The sequence below is a fragment of the Ostreiculturibacter nitratireducens genome, assembly GCF_032670585.1.
GTDB lineage: Bacteria > Pseudomonadota > Alphaproteobacteria > Rhodobacterales > Rhodobacteraceae > Ostreiculturibacter > Ostreiculturibacter nitratireducens.
This window is the reverse complement of sequence record NZ_JAVQHL010000002.1, coordinates 390,468-409,222: the sequence shown is the minus strand read 5'-3', so window position 1 is coordinate 409,222 and position 18,755 is coordinate 390,468. Positions and strand designations below refer to the sequence as shown.

Annotated in this window: 18 protein-coding genes; 8 read left to right on the top strand and 10 right to left on the bottom strand. The window is 65.8% G+C overall.

The genetic code is table 11. From position 1 onward, the window contains the following. Positions 1-50 precede the first annotated feature (50 nt). From gyrB to mutM, 8 genes are all read right to left on the bottom strand, one after another. Positions 51-2,489: a DNA topoisomerase (ATP-hydrolyzing) subunit B gene (gene gyrB, locus ABCN56_RS09285; RefSeq protein ID WP_343080526.1), complete on the bottom strand. Its 2,439-nt coding sequence runs from the start codon at positions 2,487-2,489 to the stop codon at positions 51-53. 141 nt (positions 2,490-2,630) lie between these two features. Then, positions 2,631-3,251 (bottom strand): LysE family translocator, encoded by a 621-nt coding sequence (locus ABCN56_RS09280; RefSeq protein WP_343080525.1) that lies wholly within the window; start codon positions 3,249-3,251, stop codon positions 2,631-2,633. A gap of 92 nt (positions 3,252-3,343) precedes the next feature. After that, on the bottom strand, positions 3,344-4,453 hold the full coding sequence (recF, locus tag ABCN56_RS09275) for a DNA replication/repair protein RecF (protein WP_343081462.1): 1,110 nt from the start codon (positions 4,451-4,453) through the stop codon (positions 3,344-3,346). A 62-nt stretch (positions 4,454-4,515) separates the two neighbouring features. Beyond that, a complete protein-coding gene (gene dnaN / locus ABCN56_RS09270; protein ID WP_343080524.1) occupies positions 4,516-5,634 on the bottom strand; it encodes a DNA polymerase III subunit beta in 1,119 nt (372 codons plus the stop codon). Between the two features lie 122 nt (positions 5,635-5,756). Next, entirely contained in the window at positions 5,757-7,130 is a 1,374-nt protein-coding gene (gene dnaA, locus ABCN56_RS09265; protein WP_343080523.1) for a chromosomal replication initiator protein DnaA, read from the bottom strand. A gap of 548 nt (positions 7,131-7,678) precedes the next feature. Continuing rightward, complete coding sequence (rpsT, locus tag ABCN56_RS09260; protein WP_343080522.1) at positions 7,679-7,945, bottom strand: 30S ribosomal protein S20; 267 nt, start codon at positions 7,943-7,945, stop codon at positions 7,679-7,681. A 94-nt stretch (positions 7,946-8,039) separates the two neighbouring features. Beyond that, positions 8,040-8,816, bottom strand: a complete 777-nt coding sequence (locus ABCN56_RS09255) for an enoyl-CoA hydratase (RefSeq protein WP_343080521.1) — start codon at positions 8,814-8,816, stop codon at positions 8,040-8,042. 62 nt (positions 8,817-8,878) lie between these two features. Beyond that, complete coding sequence (gene mutM, locus ABCN56_RS09250) at positions 8,879-9,730, bottom strand: bifunctional DNA-formamidopyrimidine glycosylase/DNA-(apurinic or apyrimidinic site) lyase (RefSeq protein ID WP_343080520.1); 852 nt, start codon at positions 9,728-9,730, stop codon at positions 8,879-8,881. A gap of 77 nt (positions 9,731-9,807) precedes the next feature. Here mutM and ubiE point away from each other — a divergent pair, with 77 nt between their 5' ends. Together ubiE and ubiB are read left to right on the top strand one after the other, a co-directional pair. Further along, the gene (gene ubiE / locus ABCN56_RS09245) at positions 9,808-10,560 is read left to right on the top strand and encodes a bifunctional demethylmenaquinone methyltransferase/2-methoxy-6-polyprenyl-1,4-benzoquinol methylase UbiE (protein ID WP_343080519.1); all 753 of its coding nucleotides are present in this window, start codon (positions 9,808-9,810) and stop codon (positions 10,558-10,560) included. A 2-nt stretch (positions 10,561-10,562) separates the two neighbouring features. Beyond that, complete coding sequence (ubiB, locus tag ABCN56_RS09240; protein WP_343080518.1) at positions 10,563-12,092, top strand: 2-polyprenylphenol 6-hydroxylase; 1,530 nt, start codon at positions 10,563-10,565, stop codon at positions 12,090-12,092. 7 nt (positions 12,093-12,099) lie between these two features. Here ubiB and ABCN56_RS09235 read toward each other — a convergent pair whose 3' ends face one another. Both ABCN56_RS09235 and fliK read right to left on the bottom strand, forming a co-directional pair. Beyond that, positions 12,100-12,774, bottom strand: a complete 675-nt coding sequence (locus ABCN56_RS09235; RefSeq protein ID WP_343080517.1) for a flagellar hook capping FlgD N-terminal domain-containing protein — start codon at positions 12,772-12,774, stop codon at positions 12,100-12,102. Positions 12,775-12,782: 8 nt separating this feature from the next. After that, positions 12,783-13,454 carry a flagellar hook-length control protein FliK gene (gene fliK / locus ABCN56_RS09230; RefSeq protein ID WP_343080516.1) on the bottom strand — a complete coding sequence of 224 codons (672 nt, stop codon included), beginning with the start codon at positions 13,452-13,454 and terminating at the stop codon, positions 12,783-12,785. A gap of 1,426 nt (positions 13,455-14,880) precedes the next feature. Here fliK and ABCN56_RS09225 point away from each other — a divergent pair. The 6 genes from ABCN56_RS09225 (at position 14,881) to ABCN56_RS09200 (ending at position 18,713) form a co-directional block, all read left to right on the top strand. Further along, positions 14,881-15,198 carry a rod-binding protein gene (locus tag ABCN56_RS09225; RefSeq protein ID WP_343080515.1) on the top strand — a complete coding sequence of 106 codons (318 nt, stop codon included), beginning with the start codon at positions 14,881-14,883 and terminating at the stop codon, positions 15,196-15,198. Further along, positions 15,185-15,544 (top strand): hypothetical protein, encoded by a 360-nt coding sequence (locus tag ABCN56_RS09220; protein WP_343080514.1) that lies wholly within the window; start codon positions 15,185-15,187, stop codon positions 15,542-15,544. Before ABCN56_RS09225 ends, ABCN56_RS09220 begins: the two co-directional genes overlap by 14 nt. A 221-nt stretch (positions 15,545-15,765) precedes the next feature. After that, a complete protein-coding gene (locus ABCN56_RS09215) occupies positions 15,766-17,016 on the top strand; it encodes a flagellin N-terminal helical domain-containing protein (protein ID WP_343080513.1) in 1,251 nt (416 codons plus the stop codon). A gap of 88 nt (positions 17,017-17,104) precedes the next feature. Continuing rightward, positions 17,105-17,482: a flagellar biosynthesis regulator FlaF gene (gene flaF / locus ABCN56_RS09210; RefSeq protein ID WP_343080512.1), complete on the top strand. Its 378-nt coding sequence runs from the start codon at positions 17,105-17,107 to the stop codon at positions 17,480-17,482. Then, on the top strand, positions 17,479-17,883 hold the full coding sequence (flbT, locus tag ABCN56_RS09205; RefSeq protein WP_343080511.1) for a flagellar biosynthesis repressor FlbT: 405 nt from the start codon (positions 17,479-17,481) through the stop codon (positions 17,881-17,883). The genes flaF and flbT overlap by 4 nt, the downstream gene beginning before the upstream one ends. After that, entirely contained in the window at positions 17,880-18,713 is an 834-nt protein-coding gene (locus ABCN56_RS09200) for a DUF1217 domain-containing protein (RefSeq protein ID WP_343080510.1), read from the top strand. The genes flbT and ABCN56_RS09200 overlap by 4 nt, the downstream gene beginning before the upstream one ends. Positions 18,714-18,755: the final 42 nt, after the last annotated feature.

Below are 18,755 nucleotides of genomic sequence, written 5' to 3'. Positions count from 1 at the left end.
CGCACGCCTGCGCGGGTTGGCGGGGCGCCGTTCCGAAGGACCCCTGAGAATCAGAAATCGAGGTTTTCCACCGAAAGCGCGTTCTGCTGGATGAATTCGCGCCGCGGTTCCACCACGTCGCCCATGAGCTTGGTGAAGATGTCGTCCGCTTCGGCGAGGTCGTCGATCTTCACCTGCACCAGCGTCCGCGCGCCGGGGTCGAGCGTGGTTTCCCAAAGCTGTTCCGGGTTCATTTCGCCCAGCCCCTTGTAGCGCTGAAGCGTCAGGCCCTTCTCGCCCTCTTCCAGAATCGCCCGGAGGAGTTCGAGCGGCCCGTGAATCGGCTGTTCCCGGTCCCGCCGGACGAGAACGGCTGCCCCGCCATAGACCTCCTGCAGCGCCTCGGTATGCGTCGCCAGACGCCGCGACTCACCCGACCGGAGAACCGGACCGTCGAGAGTGCGGACTTCCTCCACCCCGCGCAGCGAGCGCGAGAAGCGAAGCCCGTGATCCTGCGTCGGCCGGCCCGACCAGCCGCGCTCGTATTCCACCGCAACGTCATCGAGCCGACGCGCCACGCGGTTGGCGACGCCTTGCGCATCGGCGTCGATGCGGCCGGGGACCAAGGCACCCGCGATCGCCGCCTGTTCCAGGATGTGCTGCGGATAATGCGTCGGGAATGCCTGAAGGATCCGCCGCACGACACGCGCCTCGTCCACGACGCGCGCGAGGTCCGCACCGGTGATCTCCTCGCCCGAAGCGAGCCGCAGCACCGCGCCGTCGACGCCCTGCTGGATGAGATAGTCCTCCAGCGCGGCCTGGTCCTTGAGATACACCTCCGACTTCCCGCGCGCGACTTTGTAAAGCGGCGGCTCGGCGATGTAGAGGTGCCCGTGCTCGATGAGCTCCGGCATCTGCCGGAAGAAGAACGTCAGAAGGAGCGTCCGGATATGGGCGCCGTCGACGTCAGCATCCGTCATGATGATGATCTTGTGGTAGCGCAACTTGGCGAGGTTGAACTCGTCCCGCCCGATCCCCGTGCCGAGCGCCGTGATCAGCGTCCCGATCTGGTCGGAGGACAGCATCCGGTCGAACCGCGCCCTTTCCACGTTCAGGATCTTGCCGCGAAGGGGCAGAACCGCCTGGTTCTTCCGCTCGCGCCCCTGCTTCGCCGAACCTCCGGCCGAGTCGCCCTCGACGAGGAACAGTTCCGACAGCGCGGGGTCCTTTTCCTGGCAGTCGGCGAGCTTGCCAGGCAGTGAGGCGACGTCCATCGCCGTCTTCCGGCGCGTCAGTTCGCGCGCTTTCCGCGCCGCCTCGCGCGCAAGCGCCGCCTCGATGATCTTGCCGACGATGGTCTTGGCTTCCGTCGGGTGCTCCTCGAACCACTCGCCCAGTTTCTCGTTCACGAGGTTCTCGACCGCCGGCCGGACCTCGGACGACACGAGCTTGTCCTTCGTCTGGGACGAGAACTTCGGGTCCGGCACCTTGACCGACAGGACGCAGGTCAGACCTTCGCGCGCGTCGTCGCCGGTGAAATCGACCTTCTCCCGCTTCGCGATCCCCGAGGACTGCGCGTAGCTGTTGATCGTCCGCGTCAGCGCGGCGCGGAAGCCCGCGAGGTGCGTGCCGCCATCGCGCTGGGGGATGTTGTTGGTGAACGGCAGGACCGTCTCGTGGTAGCTGTCGTTCCACCACATCGCGACCTCGACGCCGATGCCGGCGCGCTCGCCGGTGATGAAGATCGGGTCGGGCATGGCCGGCGTCTTGTGCCGGTCGAGGTATTTCACGAACTCCCGCACGCCGCCTTCGTAGAACAGCTCGCTTCGCTGAAGTTCCGCGCCGCGGTTGTCCTCGAGGATGATCTTCACCCCGGAGTTCAGGAAAGCGAGTTCGCGAAGCCGCGTTTCCAGCGTCTTGAAGCTGAAGTCGAGGTTGGAGAAGGTCCCGCTCGGGTCGTTCGTCTTGGAGGAGGCGAGGAAGCGCACTTCCGTCCCCTTTTCGCCCGGCCCGGCGTCACCCACAACGCGCAGAGGCTCGACGGTCTCGCCCTTCTCGAAGCGGGCGTAATGTTCCTTGCCGTTCCGCCAGATGCGCAGCTCCAGCCAGTCTGACAGCGCGTTCACCACCGAAACACCGACGCCGTGCAGGCCGCCCGAGACCTTGTAGCTGTTCTGGTCGAACTTACCGCCCGCGTGCAATTGGGTCATGATGACCTCGGCGGCCGAAACGCCTTCGGTCGGGTGCATGTCGGTCGGAATCCCACGCCCGTTGTCGCGGACCGAGACGGAATCGTCGGCGTGGATCCGGACCCTCACGAAGTCCGCGTGACCGGCCAGAGCCTCGTCGATCCCGTTGTCGACAACCTCGTAGACCATGTGGTGCAGGCCCGACCCGTCATCGGTATCGCCGATATACATGCCCGGACGCTTGCGGACGGCCTCCAAGCCCTTGAGAACCTTGATGGATTCCGCGCCGTATTCAGCCGGTTTCTGGGTATCTTCGGTCATGCCTGCTCGTCTCGCCTTTTGACCCGCGATTTATAGTTGTTTTGGGGGGGAATGTCACGCGCGGGACACAATATTTAGGGTCTCGAGGTGGCTTATTCCATCCCTCGTACGGGCCCCCGTCCGCCCGCGCCCCTGCACGCTTCAGCTCAGGGCGATCACGATCCCGACGCCGATCAGCAATACGCCGGAAATGACGTTCAGCCGGTGCAGGCGTTCCGCCGAGGCCAGAAGCCGCCGCGCCCGGTCGATCGAGAGCGCGAGGCCAAGGTTTCCCAGCATCGGCACCAACGCCGAAACCGCGAGGATCGCGGCAATGTCAGTGCCGCCAACGTGGCTCAGGTCGAAGAAGCCCGGCAGCACGCCCATGTAGAACAGGATCGCCTTCGGGTTCCCGATAACGGCGGCAACGCCCGTCAGGAAGCCCGCCCACCTGCCGGGCCTCGTCAGGCGGCTGTCGGCGCCCGCTATCCCGCCCGCCTTCCGGATCAGGAGCGTCCCCATGACGGCGAAGGTCGCAGCCGCCACCCAGCGCAAGACGCTCAGGAAATCGCCGTAGATCGACAGGACCCAGGCAAGGCCGAAGATCGCCGCCAGAGGCCAGATCAGGTCGCCCAGCGCCACGCCCACGGCGAGCGGCCAGGCCGAGGGAAAACCGCCCGAGAGCGACCGCGCCGTCAGCGCGACCCAGACCGGGCCGGGGACCGCCCAGAGCAGGAACATGCCGCCCGCGTAGAGCGCCAGTTCAGGAAGGGTGACGGTCATTTCTTGCTCCGGGGAGGGTGGGACCGCAAACTCTTACATCATCATCCGTATCCGCGGAATAGGTCCCGAAGGGTCCGCGCGACGGGTGCCGCTCACGCCTTCTCGGCGACCGAGGACACCCCGTCCGTCTCGCTCACCTCGAAGAACTGCGCGCGCCCCTCCAGCCCCTCGAAAAGCTCCGCGCCCGTGCCCGTCATCCAGGCCTGCGCACCAAGCGCGCAAATCTCGTCGTAGAGCGCCGCCCGGCGCCCCGCATCCAGATGGGCCGCCACCTCGTCCAGAAGAAGGATCGGCGCCGCGCCGAAATCATCGGCGAGTGCCCGACCGTTCGCGAGGATCAGCGAGATCAGGAGTGCCTTCTGCTCTCCGGTCGAACACTGCGCGGCCGGCACGCCCTTCGCCGTGTAGACTGCGCCGAGGTCCGCGCGGTGGGGGCCGACAAGTGTCCGCCCCGCCGCCATGTCCTTGGGGCGCCCCTCGGCGAAAGCCGCCTTGAGCGCGTCCTCGCCCCAGGGTTCCTCCTCCCCGTCCGGTCCGGCCAGCGCGAGAGCCGCCGCCGGAAAAGCCGTCTCCGCGCCCTCCTGCGCCGCCTGAAGCCGAACGATGGCATCCGCCCGCTTCGTCTGGATCGCTGCCCCCGCCTCCGCCATCTGCGCTTCCAGCGCCCCGTACCAGCCCGCGTCGCGCACGCCGTCCTTCAGAAGACGGTTCCGTTCACGCATGGATTTCTCGTAGGAGAGCACTGCCTCGCCGTGCCCCGGCTCGAAGCTGAGCGTCATGCGGTCAAGGAACCGCCGCCGGCCTTCTGCGCCCTCGATCCAGAGCCGGTCCATGGCCGGCACGAGCCAGAGAACCCGCGCGATTCTTCCCAACGCCGTCTGGGTCGCGGCCTTGCCGTCGATCATGACGGTCCGCGCGCCGCCTGGCTCCGCGAAGGTCTCAACCTCGTGAATCTGGTGCAGGCTGCGCAAGACGGCCGAGATCTTCCAGCCCAGCGCCTCCGGCCGCCGCGCGATCTCGTCCGGGGATGCCCGCCGCAGGCCCCGCCCGGGGGAGAGGAGCGACACCGCTTCCAGGATGTTCGTCTTGCCGGCCCCGTTCGGACCGAAGATGGCAATCGGCCGGCCGTCGAGTTCCATCCGCGCACGGACATGCGAACGGAAATGCGATAGCGTCAGGTCGGTCAGAAACAGGCCGGGCATGCGCCTGCCGATCATCTGTTGAGGAGAGCCCCCTCCGGTGGAGGGGCTTGTCGACTCGGCGCTCACACCCGCATCGGCATGACGACGTAGACCGCCGAGGTGTCCCCGCCCTCGCGCATCAGCGTCGGATCTCCCGAGGAGTTGAACAGGAACACGGCGTTCTCGCGGTCCACCTGGCTCGCGATTTCAAGGAGATACTTGGCGTTGAAGCCGATCTCCAGCCGGTCGTCGCCATAGGCCACGGCAAGCTCCTCCTCCGCCGCGCCGGCGTCGGGAGCGTTCACGGAAAGAACCAGCCGGTCCTCGTCGAGCGCGAGTTTCACCGCGCGCGACCGTTCGGACGACACCGTTGCCACCCGATCCACGGCGCGCGCGAATTCCGCCGCGTCCACTTCCAGCTTGCGGGTGTTGCCGGTCGGGATGACGCGAGAATAATCGGGGAAGGTCCCGTCGATGACCTTGGAGGTCAGCGTGATGTCGGGCGTCGCGAACCGGACCTTGGTTTCCGACACGGAGACCGCGATCTGCATCTCGTCATCGTCCAGAAGCTTGCGAAGTTCGCCCACGGTCTTGCGCGGAACGATCACGCCCGGCATCTTTTCCGCGCCCTCGGGGAGCGGCGCGTCGATGCGCGCCAGCCGGTGCCCATCGGTCGCGACACAGCGAAGGACCCTGCCCTCCTCGCCGTCAGCGACATGCATGTAGACGCCGTTCAGGTAATAGCGCGTCTCCTCGGTGGAAATCGCGAACTTCGACTTGTCGAAGAGCCGCCGCAGAACCGGCGCCGGGGCCGAGAAATTGGCCGCGTATTCCGACGAGGCCATGATCGGGAAATCTTCCTTCGGCAGCGTCGCGAGCGAGAAGGTCGAGCGCCCGGCCTGCACGGTCAGGCGACCGGCGGCCGCATCGTCGGTCAGCTGGACCAGCGCGCCGTCGGGAAGCTTGCGGACGATCTCGTGCAGCGTGACGGCCGAAACGGTCGTCGCGCCGGGACGGTCCACGACGGCGGCGGTCCGGTCGAGCACCTCGATATCAAGATCGGTCGCCCGGAAGGTGACCTTGTCGCCCTCGGCCTCGATCAGAACGTTGGCGAGGATCGGGATCGTGTTGCGGCGCTCGACGACCGACTGCGCCTGACCCACCGCCTTCAGAAGGGCGGCCCGCTCGATACTGATCTTCATTGCTTCCCCCATGCTGCCGGGACGGGAAAACTAGCCGATATTCCCGCCGGCACAAGACTTTTCAGGACTGTCGGACGTAATGCGGGAAGCGTCAAGACCGCTCCCCGTGGGGTCGGGTGGCGTCAGCCCTCCAGGAGCCTGCGCAGGAGGTCGAGATCCTCGCGCAGCTGGGCGTCGGACTGCATCAGTTCCTCGATCTTTCGGATCCCGTGCATGATCGTCGTGTGATCGCGCCCGCCGAAGCGGCGGCCGATTTCCGGAAGGGAACGGCTGGTCAGCTGCTTGCAGAGATACATCGCGACCTGCCGCGGCCGGGCGATCGTGCGGTTCCGCTTTGGCCCGATCATGTCGGAAAGGCGGATGCTGTAATGCTCGCTGACCTTCCGCTGGATCTCCTCGATCGAAACCTTGCGGTCCGAGGCGCGCAGGATGTCCGCGAGGCAGTCCTGCGCGAGGTCGAGCGTGATTTCGCGCCCGACGAGCGAGGCGAAGGCGAAGAGCCGCGTGAGCGCGCCCTCGAGGACCCGGACGTTGGTCGTGATCCGGTGCGCCAGGAATTCCAGCACGCCGTCGGCAAGCCGCAGGCCCTGGTACTGGTTCTTGTAGAAGTCGGCCTTCTGCTGAAGGATCCCGAGACGCAGTTCGTAGTCCGTCGGGTGCAGATCGACGACGAGGCCGCACTGGAGGCGGCTGCGGATCCGCTCCTCGAGGTCCTTGATCTCGCCCGGCGCGCGGTCGGCGGAGATGACGATCTGCTTGTGCTGATCGACCAGGGCGTTGAACGTATGGAAGAATTCCTCCTGCGTGGAATCCTTCCCGGCGATGAACTGAACATCATCGACCATCAGGACATCGACCGAGCGGAAGATTTCCTTGAAGCCCATGATCTCCTTGTCGCGGAGCGCCTGGACGAAGCGGTACATGAACTGCTCGGCCGAGAGGTAAAGGACGCGCAGGTTGGGCTGACGGGTGCGGAGTTCATGCGCGATCGCGTGCATGAGGTGCGTCTTGCCGAGGCCGACGCCGCCGTAGAGGAACAGAGGATTGAACGTGACCTGGCCGCCTTCGGCCACGCGGCGGGCCGCGGCGTGGGCAAGCTCGTTCGGTTTGCCGACCACGAAGCTGTCGAAGGTGAAGCGCGAATCGAGCGGCGCGCCGGGCAGAGACCCCTCTTCCTTCTCGCGGGCGGGCTCCGCCTTGGCCTTCGGCGCCTTCGCCGGGCGCTCCGTCAGGTCCTTGAGCGGAACCGGGCGCGACTTGGGCGTGTAGAATTCCAGCCGGTCGACGGGCTGGCCTGCCTTCTTGAAGAGCTGGCGGATCTGGTCGCCGAAATTCCGGGAAACCCATTCGCCGAGGAAGCTCGTCGGGGCTTCGATCCGGGCGATGCCTTCCTTCAGCTCGGCAAGTTTCAGCGGCTCGATCCAGGTAAGGAAGTTGTTCTTGCCGATTGATTTGAGGAGTTCATCACGCACCTGCCCCCAAGAGTCTTCGGTCATTCTTTTTCGCCCAATCTGTCCACTCTGCACCGCGCCATCCCTGGCCGCGGCCTTCACGACTGCCTGCGCCTCCCCGTTCTACGCGCCACGCAGACGAACACGACCGATCCGGGAAAAGGTGTTTCCCCGGTGCCGGCCGCTTCCCGCGGGAAGCGTGGGTCCTGGACATCCAACATGTGCCGCAGAGAGAGGACGGGCCCCACTCACGTCAGCACATCCGATCGGAACGCTCGGCGGATCTTCCCCCCAACGACCGACAAACGTAACCCTCTCCGCCAGAGCGGATTCGGCAGCGTGGTTTAGCGGTAACAATTGTACCCTCACCACCCAGGGATACGTCATGCCCCCCAAGACGATGTGAATCGCCCTTGGACGCTAGCAACAAGGTCCGAGCCGCCGCAACAGAACTTCGCTCTTGACTCACACTTTGCCCGGACGAATCCGCGAAGCCGTGCAGCAGCGCCACAAAGGGGTATTTTTCTTGGCCAAACGCAAAAAGGACGCGGAGACTGTCCGCGTCCTTAATACGTTCCCGAGTCGTTCGGGTATCAGGCGGCGAGCGCTTTCACGCGGGCCGAAAGGCGCGACAGCTTGCGCGCCACGGTGTTCTTGTGCATCACGCCTTTCGTCACGCCACGAGCCAGTTCAGGCTGCGCTTCGCGAAGAGCGGCGGCGGCAGCGTCCTGGTTCCCGGAGGCGATCGCTTCTTCCACCTTGCGGAGGAAGGTGCGGATGCGCGACCGGCGCGCCTTGTTCACGGCGTAGCGGCGCTCATTCTGACGGGCGCGCTTCTTGGACTGGGGCGTATTGGCCATGTGTCGGTTCCGATTTCGCTTCGGGTAAATCTGAAGCCGCGCTTCTATGCGCGACTCGGGGTCCTGTCAACCGGGCTGGACCCGGTTTTTCCGCTTATCTGTCGCGGAACTGCGCTTCGCGCTTCTCGAGGAAGGCATTCATGCCCTCCTTCTGGTCTTCGGTGGCGAAAAGTGCGTGGAAAAGGCGGCGTTCGAAAAGCACGCCTTCGCGAAGCGTCGTCTCGTAGCTGCGGTTCACCGCCTCCTTCACCGCCATCGCGGCGAGGGCGGATTTCTCGGCGATCTTCTTCGCCGCCGCGAGCGCCTCGGGAACCAGCTTCGCGGCCGGCACCACGCGCGAGACGAGCCCCGAACGTTCCGCCTCGGCCGCGTCCATGAAGCGGCCGGTCAGGTGCATGTCCATCGCCTTCGACTTGCCGACGAAGCGGGTCAGGCGCTGGGTGCCGCCGATCCCGGCCACCACGCCGAGGTTGATCTCGGGCTGGCCGAACTTGGCGGTGTCGGCTGCGATGATGAAGTCGCAGAGCATCGCGAGCTCGCAACCGCCGCCGAGGGCGTAGCCCGCCACCGCGGCGATGATCGGCTTGCGGCACCGTTCGATCGCGGCGGCCTCGGAGGCGAAGAGGTCGTCCGAGAAGACCTCGACGAAGGTCTTTTCGGACATTTCCTTGATGTCCGCCCCGGCCGCGAAGGCCTTGTCGGAACCGGTGATGACGATGCAGCGCACCTTGTCGTTCGCGTCGGCGCTTTTCACCGCGTCCGACAATTCGCCAAGGAGCTGGGAGTTCAGCGCGTTGAGGGCGTCTGGGCGGTTCAGGCGGATGAGGGCGACATAGTCCTCGATCTCGACGATCAGCGTCTCGTAAGCCATTTGGCCTTGCCTTTCCTTCGGTGCGGGCACGAGTCCATAACAGTCCCGCAGGCGGGATCAAGTCATCTTTGGCACACGGGGCAGTAGAACGAGGACCGGCCGGACTGAACGATTCGCGCAATCGTTCCCGTGCAGCCTTCGCTCTGGCAGGGTTCGCCCTCCCGGTCATAGACGCGGAACGTATGCTGGAAGTACCCGAGTTCGCCATCCGCCCGGCGATAGTCGCGCAGCGACGACCCGCCGGCCTCGATCGCTTCGGACAGGACCTCGCGGATGATCGGGACAAGACCCGCGACGCGGGCCGCCGAAATCGTGCCCGCCTTCCGGCGCGGGTGGATGCCCGCACGGTGCAGGACCTCGCAGACATAGATGTTGCCCAGCCCCGCGACCACGCGCTGGTCCAGAAGCGCGGCCTTGATCGGCGTCGCCCGGCCCTTGAGGCGCGCGACAAGGTATTCCTCGTGGAAATCGTTGCCGAAGGGTTCCGGACCGAGCCCGGCGAGGAGCCAGTGATCGTCGGCCGCGCCCGTCGGCATCAGGTCCATCGCACCGAAGCGGCGGGCATCGTTGAATGTGACGCGCGCGCCGCCTTCCATCTCGAGCACGACATGGTCGTGCTTCTGCGGCGCCGGATGGTCGTGGTGAAACTCGCCCAGCATCTTTCCCGAGATGAGCATCCGGCCCGACATGCCGAGGTGGATGAGAAGCGTCTCGCCGGTCGAAAGATCCGCGAGGATGTATTTCGACCGGCGGCGCAGCATGTCCACGCGCGCACCCGTCAACCGCTCCGACATCCGATCCGGGAACCGCCAGCGGAGATCGGGCCGCCGGACCTCGGCGGAGAGGATGCGGCGCCCCTCCATGACCGGCAGGAGGCCACGGCGGACGGTTTCGACCTCGGGCAGTTCTGGCATCTCTATCCTCTTGTCGCATTGTCACTGCGCGCAAGGCTTCTATAAGAAGGGCGAGTTCGGGAAAACGGCAAGGCACGATGCGCGAAGACGACCGAAAGACGACCCACTTCGGGTTCCAGACCGTGGACGAGGCCGAGAAGGCCGGGATGGTGCATGGAGTCTTCACGCGCGTCGCGAACCGCTACGACGTGATGAACGACCTGATGTCGGGGGGTGTCCACCGGCTCTGGAAGGACGCGATGATGGACTGGCTGGCGCCCCGCTCCGGCCAGAGGCTTCTGGACGTCGCAGGCGGAACCGGTGACATCGCGTTCCGGTTCCTCCGCCGCGCACCGGGGGCGGAGGCCGTCGTCTGCGACATGACCGAATCCATGCTGGTCGAGGGGCAGAAGCGCGCGGAGGCGGAACGGCTGGGCGACCGGCTCGACTGGGTCGTGGGCGACGCGATGGCGCTTCCCTTCGAGGACGAGACCTTCGACGTCTACACGATCAGCTTCGGCATCCGGAACGTGACCCGCATCGAGGACGCGCTCTCCGAGGCCTACCGGGTGCTGAAGCCCGGCGGACGGATCATGGTGCTGGAGTTCAGCCAGCTGCCCAATCCAGCGATGCAATGGGCCTATGACCGCTATTCCTTCAACGTCATCCCGCTGATGGGCCAGATCGTGGCGCGCGACCGCGAGAGCTATCAGTACCTCGTCGAATCGATCCGGAAGTTCCCGGACCAGGAGACCTTCGCCGCGATGATCCGGAAGGCCGGCTTCGAACAGGTCAAGTACCGCAACCTCACGATGGGCGTCGCGGCGCTCCATTCCGGCTGGAAGGTCTGATCTTGCGCGGGCCTCACAACATCTGGCGGCTGGTTCGGACCGGCGCGACGCTCGAGCGCACCGGCGCGATGCATGCGGTTCTCGAGGCGTTCAATGCGCCGCCGCGTCTGCGCGTCGCTGCGCGCGTCCTGGGCTGGCCGTTCAAGTGGCTCGGGCTCAAGGGCGACCCGAAGCTGCCACCGGCCACGCGGGCGCTGACGGCGCTGGGGCCGGCCTACATCAAGTTCGGCCAGATCCTTTCCACGCGACCCGACATCGTTGGCGCGGAGCTGGCGAGGCAGCTTCAATACCTTCAGGACAAGCTGCCGCCCTTCCCCAAGGACATCGCCAAGCGAACCTTCGAGGAGGAGCTTGAGCTTCCCGTCGACCAGGTTTTCTCCGAGTTCTCCGAACCCGTTGCCGCCGCCTCGATCGCGCAGGTCCACCGCGCGCGTCTCATGGAGAACGGGCAGGAGGTCGCCGTCAAGGTGCTGAGGCCGGGGATCGAACGCGCCTTCCGCAAGGATATCGACGCGTTCTACTTCGCCGCAGGCATCATCGAAGCGATGTCGCCCTCATCCCGCCGGCTTCGCCCGAGGGACGTGATCGCTCATTTCGAGGGCGTGGTGATGGGGGAACTCGATCTCCGCCTCGAAAGCGCGGCGGCGTCCGAATTCCGCGCCAACACCGAAAAGGACGCGGGCTTCTGCGTGCCGGAACCCGTCTGGTATCTTTCCGGCCGGCGCGTCATGACACTCGGATGGGCCGAGGGCATATCTTTCGGCGACCTGGATGCGCTCGCCGCCGCCGGTCACGACATGCGCGCGCTCAGCGAGCGGGTGCTTCAGCTCTTCCTCAGCCACGCGCTGCGCGACGGATATTTCCACGCCGACCTGCACCAGGGGAACCTGAAGGTCGCGCCGAACGGCGACATCATCGCCTATGATTTCGGGATCATGGGGCGGATCGACGACTATACCCGCCGCGTCTACGCAGAGATCCTGATGGGCTTCATCCGGCGCGACTACCGCCGGGTGGCCGAGGTCCATTTCGAAGCCGGCTACGTGCCCCGCGACCGGGACATCGACGATTTCGCCCGGGCGCTCAGGGCCGTGGGCGAGCCGATCTTCGGCATGGACGCCTCCCGCATCTCGATGGCGCGGCTCCTGGCCTATCTTTTCGAGGTGACCGAACGCTTCGGGATGCAGACGCGAACAGAGCTGATCCTTCTCCAGCGCACGATGGTGGTGGTCGAGGGCGTCGCGCGGTCGCTGAACCCGCATATCAACATCTGGGAAGTCGCGCAGCCGATCGTCGAAAGCTACATCCGGGAAAACCTCGGCCCACGCGCGGCGATCCGTGACCTCCTCAGGACCGCACGCGTCGTGGCCCGGTTCGGACCCCGCCTGCCGCAGCTGACCGAAGCGGCGCTGACACGCCAGGCGGAAGCGCCCAGGCCGCAGCCCCAGACCTCTCGCTGGCATTCCGCGACGCTCCTGCTGACGGGGGCAGGTCTGACCAGCCTCGGCTTCCTCCTCGCGGGGCTTTTCTGACGCGGGATCAGCCCGACCGCGGTTTTCTGAGGGCTGTCACATCGTTCGCGGAGATGCGCGCGCCGCCCTCGAGGACAAGGACCGTGCCGCCATTCTCCCCTCGCGCCTCGACGATCGGGGAATAGACCTCGACCCTGTCGTTCGCGATGATCGCGCCGTTGAGGTAGCTTTCCAGGCGGAAGCCGTAGAGGCCGTTCGGAAGCACGGTTCCGCTTTCCGTCAGGCCGTTCCACGTGACAGGGTCCGATGACACGGTGACCGGTCTGCGCGACACTTCCGCACCCGTTTCGTCATGGACGACGAGCACGGCTTCGTCGGCCGCCGCCGCCGGGTTCGGGGCAAGCGTGACGGGACCGCCGTCGAACCAGGCGGGCGCGGCGGCGCGCGCCTCCATTCCGACCCAACCGGCCATCTGAGCCATCCCCATGAGCCCCATCTGGGACACGAGATTCTCAAGGAGGTCGTTGGATTTCACCTGCTGCTCCACGCCGGAAAACGTGGCCAACTGCACCGCGTAGTCCGAAGATTCGATCGGATTGAGGGGATCCTGGTTCTGCATTTGCGTGGTCAGCATCACGAGGAAGGTCTGGAAATCCGATTCGATCAGCGCGCCCTTGCCGGTGGCGCCGGTGGAAGCAGCGGATGCGGTGGTCGCGGATACGGCGGCGACATCCATGGTCATTCGTCCTTTCAGATACGCAGATCGAGGCCAGAGGCGGGCGCGTCGAGGGCGCCGGCCGCGACATTTTTCGTGGGAGCCACGGGGCGAAACACGGCGTCGGTTTCGACCGCCGCCAGTTCGGTCGGGGATTGCGGTCTGCGGTTCGAGCCGTCCTGCCCTTGGCCGAAGTTGAAGGTCAGGTTGGCGAATCCGAGGTCCCGGAAATCCCGGGACAGCTGATCGATATGCCGCCGCATCAGGTCCAGCGTCTCCGGCCGCTCGGCGACGATCCCCATCGTGAGGCCGGACTCCGTCGCATGCAGCGTCAGCCGGACCCTGCCCAGTTCCTCGGGCGCGAGAGCGACCTCGACGGAACGATCCGAAGTCTTCGCGATCGCCTCGGCAAGTTGCGCAGCGACTCCCCGCGCGGCTTCGGCCGCGCCGGGGCCGAGGGCCGCGCCGGATGCTCGCTCGATGTTCGCGGTTTGCACGGCACGCTCGGCCGGCGGCATGAAATCAGGCAGACTGCCACCCGGGTCCGGTTCGGCCACGGCCGTTTCTCCGTGATCGTCGATGGCCGCATCTGGCAAGTCCTGCGTTGCCGCTGACTGCGGCCCGAGAGCAGCCTCGATGACCGACCGAACCGCGGCAGTGTCGACCAGACGGGTACGGCCCTGCGGGGCAGATTCCCCCGCGCTCACTTCGGCTTGGCCTGCGGGAACGAAACGGAGTGAAAGGTCGAGACCCGGGCTTGGCTTGTTGGCTTGACGAGATCCGTCTGTAACCGACGAGGGGAAGGACGGCGCATCCTTCGATGCAGGCAAAGGCGTGTCTCCGCGGCCTTCCGCAACGGTGGCGGTGGCAAAGGGACGCTTCGGATGTTCTTGATCAGGCACGGACCGATCGGCCGCGCGGGACCGCCAACCATCCGCGACGGCGCGCGCTGCGGAGCGCAAAGGGCTCGACATCAGGTCTTCGGGCACGGTTCCGAGGGGACCCGAACCCTGATTCCCCCGGTTCGGCACTTCGGAAACGGTCGCTCCGATCCCCGGAGGGAGCGGGCCGCTGAGTGTATCTCCGGCCGTTCGGTCTTCCACCTCGGGAAGAACTCCCGGGTGTCCCGAAATGGCAATCGCTCCGTCGCTGACGGTTCTCCGGCCATTCGACAGGGCGAATTCTGGAGAAGGCGGATATTCGACGCTTGCAGAATCCGACGAACGAGGTTCCGAAGTTCGCCCCCTATCGTCAGCCGATGTGCCTTGAACGGGCGTGGATTGCGCCGGAATGGGTTCGCGGATCCCCAGCGATGAAGCGCCGGTGGCGGACATCTCGCGACAATGTCCCGGGGTCCGCGCTGTATCACGTTCTCCGAACCGGCTTGCGTCGGTCCCCCACGGTGTCGTCAGGGCTGCTCCAGACCACTCCGGAGCGTCAGCGCGCTTCACCAGCCCAGCCTCCGGCGCTTGCCTGGCCTTCATGCCGTCGACAGAAGCCGTTTCCGCCGAATTCCCGCACCGGGCTGCGGAAACGGGTGCGAGGTCCCTGCCGGCGTCCGCGACCGCCAGCGGGATGGCATCGCCGGCCAGGCACGCGCCGCCTTCCTCTTGTCTGGGTCGTCGGGAGAGCCTCACTGGTGGGGCATCGGGGGAACGATCATCGGTTTCGGCGCAGCGGTCCGGCAGCTGGCGCGAAAGATCGGACGGCTCCTCAGCGACCCGCCCGCCGGTCGAATGACCGTCAGCGAAGGACGCGCCGCCAAACGCCACGGGCATTAGAATCGCCGCGACACCCGCAGCGGCCGAAGACAGGCGCGGATGCTTCGGCATGTCCGGCGCAAGAGCGCCAACAGCGAATTCCCTCGGCTGCCCTATGCCCTCTACCGCCGTGTCAGGGTCGAATGCCACGTCGATCGCAAAGAGGGCTCCGCCCCCAAGCGCCTGGGGCACAACGGTGTCCGGGAGATCACGCCCCGATCCCGGCGAAGCGTTGCCGTCTGTTCTGATGATGGGAAACATTTCAGCCACGACTTCTGCCGCCAATGGGTGAACCATGACAGGCCGAAGTTACCGGTTCTTTACTCCGAACCACCAATAGTCGGGGGAATTCACGCAATTGGAGGCATCGCCGATGGCCGAGTTTGCTCAAGTCGTCACGACAACGCCCGGGCAATCCCCTCGCGCGCCAGCGACTCGCGCGATCCGGGAGCCAGAAGAGGAACGCCTGTGGGCGGCAGCGCAGAGCCTCGAGGCGAGCTTTCTGGCCGAGATGTTGAAGAACGCAGGCTTCGGCGCCGCGCGGGAAGGTTTCGGAGGGGGCAGCGGAGAGGAACAGTTCACGTCCTTCCTGCGCGAGCGACAGGCGGAGGACATGGTCAGGCACGGTGGCATCGGCCTCGCCGAAAGCCTGTTCGAAGCCCTGAAGGAACGTGCCGATGCCGCGCAATGAGGTATCGGGCGTGATTTCCGCACTGGAGGAGATGCTCGACGCGGAACGCCACGCGATTCGGAACGCGGAATTCGACGGGCTCGGCAAACTGGCGGCGCGACAGGCCGAGCTTCTCGACCGGTTGGTCGCGTCCGTGGACAGCCCGGACGCGACGGCCCTTTTGCGACTGAAGGCCAGCGCGGACGCGAACCAACGGCTTCTTTCGGCCGCTCTAAAGGGTGTGCAGGCCGCTAAGCGGCGCCTCGAGATGATCCGCGCCGCCAGCCGGAGCATCAACAGCTACGACGGACGCGGCCGCGCGCAGACGATCAGCTGCGGGAACAGCACGGTCGAGCGCCGGGCCTGAAGCCCCAGTTTGATGCGAATTTTGTCTAAATGTCAGACACTTGGCCTGTCAGACTTAGCGAACTCTTAGAGATTGCCCGCCAAGGTCGGAACCGCATCCCTGAACGGGGTGTGGCGGACCGGCTCCAGGCCATCCGCGACGGTCAGAACGCCACGAAGTCCGCCCGAGCGGGCGGTGAGTGAAACCCCGGCGCAAAGCGCCGACCGATGAAGGAACAGCACATGTCGAGCATTCTGACGAATACCAGCGCCATGGTCGCGCTGCAGACGCTCAAGGGCATCAACTCCAACCTGTCCAAAACCCAGGACGAGATCTCGACCGGCAAGTCGGTTTCCTCGGCCAAGGACAACGCCGCGGTCTGGGCGATCTCGAAGGTGATGGAGGCGGATGTGAAGGGCTTCAAGGGTATCTCGGACAGCCTGTCCCTGGGCGAGTCCACTGTCGCCGTGGCACGCCAGGCATCCGAAACGATCACGGACCTCCTTACCGAGATCAAGGGCAAGATCGTCGCCGCGCAGGAGGACAACGTCGACCGCGCCAAGATCCAGACCGACATCGACGCGCTTCGCGACCAGATCAAGACGGTGGTCGGGGCTGCGCAGTTCAACGGCCTCAACCTCGTGAACGGATCGCAATCCACGGTGGACGTGCTCGCCTCGCTCGACCGTGACAGCGCCGGCAACGTGACGACCTCGTCGATCACGGTCGCCGCGCAGGACCTCTCGATCGGTGGCTATTCGACGAAGGCGGCCTTCACCGGCACGACCGGCGCGTCGACGGCGGCGGACAGCGCCGTGATGACGCTCGCCACGGCCGACGCCACGGGTGTCAGTCTCGTCCTCGACGACGCGATCACCTACGCCGCCGGCGACAGCGTCTCGGTGCGCCTCGGCGACCAGAAGGTGAGTTATACCGTTACGGCCGAGGATGCGGCGCAAGGCGCCGCCGCGGTGACGAACATCATCGCTGCTGGTCTGAAATCCGCGGCGGATTCGTTGGGTATCACCGACCTTCGCATCGACTACGCCGCCAACGACGGCACGAACGATGCGAAACTGACCTTCAAGGTCGCGGACACGAACGGCGACGGCACCTCCGGGATATCCCAGGACATGACGATCGTGGCGCAGTTCGAGAATGCCGGGGCGGGCGGACTTGGCCTCCTGTCCGGCGTAGACGTCTCGACTGCGGCCGGCGCGTCGGCCTCGCTCAGCGCCATCGAGGGCATGATCCAGACCTCGATCGACGCCGCGGCATCCTTCGGTTCGGTGGAAAAGCGGATCGGCATCCAGAACACCTTCGTCGGAAAGCTGACCGATGCCCTGAAGACCGGCATCGGCGCGATGGTGGACGCAGACATGGAGGAGGCCTCCGCGCGTCTCCAGGCGCTTCAGGTTCAGCAGCAGCTGGGTGTCCAGTCCCTCTCGATCGCCAACCAGGCGCCGCAGAACATTCTGTCGCTCTTCCGCTGACGTGACGGCCCCGGGGCGTCGGGCCGGCGCCCCGGGCATTCGCGGAAAATCCGCAGCCTGATCCGCATCACCCCTGGAAGGTATCCAAGTGAACGCTCACAGCATGGCCAAGACGGCCTATTCCTCACCCGGCCAGCCGATCCGCACGCTGCGCGGCACCGAGTACGATCTCTTCGCCCGCATCACGCACCGCCTCAGGACCGCAATCGCCCTCGACAAGTCGGGCTTCCCGACCTTGGCACGAGCCCTCCATGAGAACCGCCGGCTTTGGACGGCACTGGCGGCGGACGTGGCCGACCATGACAACGCCCTGCCTCCCAGCTTGCGCGCGCGGATCTTCTACCTCTCCCAATTCACGCAGCTACACACGAGCCGAGTCCTTGCCGGCGAGGCCAACGCCGACGTGCTGGTCGACATCAACACCGCCGTGATGCGTGGACTCCGCAACGAAGGAGAAGCGCCATGACCGGCCTGGTACTCAAACTCGCCCCCCACGAGAGGGTGCTGATCAACGGTGCCGTCATCGAGAACGGAGAGCGGCGTTCCCGGCTCGCGATCATGACGCCCAATGCGCACATCCTGCGACTGCGCGATGCGATCCACCCTGAAGAGGTGAACACTCCGGTCCGCCGGGTCTGCTACATCGCCCAGCTGGTCCTGTCCGGGGATGCCGACCCGGGCCAGGCGCGGATGCAGCTCCTGCGGGGGATCGAACAGCTGAGCCAGGTTCTGACGGATCACGACAGCCGCACACAGCTCACCCTCGCGACCGCTGCGGTTCTGGAGGACCAGCATTATCAGGCGTTGAAAGCCCTGCGCAGCCTGTTGCCGCGCGAGGAGCGGCTTCTGGCTGTCCGGACGACATGAGTTACACTCCGGTCGTGCCGGTCGGCGGCTACGCGGGGTGGAAGTTCCTGAGCCGCACGCGGGCCGCGCAGGCGACCGCCTTCACGGGCTCGCCATCGGTGCAGCGCGAAGAGTCGTATTTCCGCACGAAAATCGGATCAGTCAGGACCGCCAACGAGCTTGTGTCAGACCGCCGGCTCCTCTCCGTTGCACTCCGCGCCTTCGGCCTGGAGGGTGACATCGAGAACAAGGCCTTCATTCGCAAGGTGCTTTCGGATGGCACGCTGGATCCCAAAGCCCTGGCACATCGCCTCGCCGACAAGCGGTATCTCGAACTGTCCAAGGCTTTCGGTTTCGGAGATTTCAGCACTCCAAGAACGCAGCTTTCCGACTTCGCCGACAAGATCCTCGCCGCATACGAGACCCGCAGCTTCGAGGCGGCCGTCGGCGAGCGGAACGGCGACATGCGCCTGGCCCTCAACGCGCAACGCGAATTGGCGACGCTCGCGGGGAGATCCACTTCTGCGGACACGAAATGGTTTGCAATCATGGGGTCGCCTCCCCTTCGCAAGGTGTTCGAGACCGCCTTCGGTCTGCCTTCGCGCTTTGCCGCGATCGACATCGACCAGCAGCTAACCGTGTTCAAGGACCGGGCGCAGCGCTTCCTTGGAACCTCGGATCCGGCCGCGCTCGCGGATCCGCAAAAGGTCGAGGATCTCGTCCGGCTTTTCCTGCTGCGGTCCGAGTCAACCTCGAGTGCAACATCGACCGGAACAGGCGCCACGGCGCTGGCGCTCCTTCAGCCGGCAACCGGGTCCTCGGCGCGGCTCCTGCAGTCTCTCGCGAAGTGAGGCCTGGCACAGCGTTCGGGAGTTGGGACAGTGCCGGGCAGG

Coding starts and splice junctions, on each gene's coding strand:
- dnaN (WP_343080524.1), bottom strand. CDS start 5,634: ATGAAGATCAGTATCGAGCGGGCCGCCCTTCTGAAGGCGGTGGGTCAG.
- gyrB (WP_343080526.1), bottom strand. CDS start 2,489: ATGACCGAAGATACCCAGAAACCGGCTGAATACGGCGCGGAATCCATC.
- flbT (WP_343080511.1), top strand. CDS start 17,479: ATGACCGGCCTGGTACTCAAACTCGCCCCCCACGAGAGGGTGCTGATC.
- ABCN56_RS09215 (WP_343080513.1), top strand. CDS start 15,766: ATGTCGAGCATTCTGACGAATACCAGCGCCATGGTCGCGCTGCAGACG.
- ABCN56_RS09225 (WP_343080515.1), top strand. CDS start 14,881: ATGGCCGAGTTTGCTCAAGTCGTCACGACAACGCCCGGGCAATCCCCT.
- ABCN56_RS09200 (WP_343080510.1), top strand. CDS start 17,880: ATGAGTTACACTCCGGTCGTGCCGGTCGGCGGCTACGCGGGGTGGAAG.
- mutM (WP_343080520.1), bottom strand. CDS start 9,730: ATGCCAGAACTGCCCGAGGTCGAAACCGTCCGCCGTGGCCTCCTGCCG.
- ABCN56_RS09280 (WP_343080525.1), bottom strand. CDS start 3,251: ATGACCGTCACCCTTCCTGAACTGGCGCTCTACGCGGGCGGCATGTTC.
- dnaA (WP_343080523.1), bottom strand. CDS start 7,130: ATGACCGAAGACTCTTGGGGGCAGGTGCGTGATGAACTCCTCAAATCA.
- ABCN56_RS09255 (WP_343080521.1), bottom strand. CDS start 8,816: ATGGCTTACGAGACGCTGATCGTCGAGATCGAGGACTATGTCGCCCTC.
- ABCN56_RS09235 (WP_343080517.1), bottom strand. CDS start 12,774: ATGACCATGGATGTCGCCGCCGTATCCGCGACCACCGCATCCGCTGCT.
- ubiE (WP_343080519.1), top strand. CDS start 9,808: ATGCGCGAAGACGACCGAAAGACGACCCACTTCGGGTTCCAGACCGTG.
- recF (WP_343081462.1), bottom strand. CDS start 4,453: ATGCCCGGCCTGTTTCTGACCGACCTGACGCTATCGCATTTCCGTTCG.
- ABCN56_RS09220 (WP_343080514.1), top strand. CDS start 15,185: ATGCCGCGCAATGAGGTATCGGGCGTGATTTCCGCACTGGAGGAGATG.
- rpsT (WP_343080522.1), bottom strand. CDS start 7,945: ATGGCCAATACGCCCCAGTCCAAGAAGCGCGCCCGTCAGAATGAGCGC.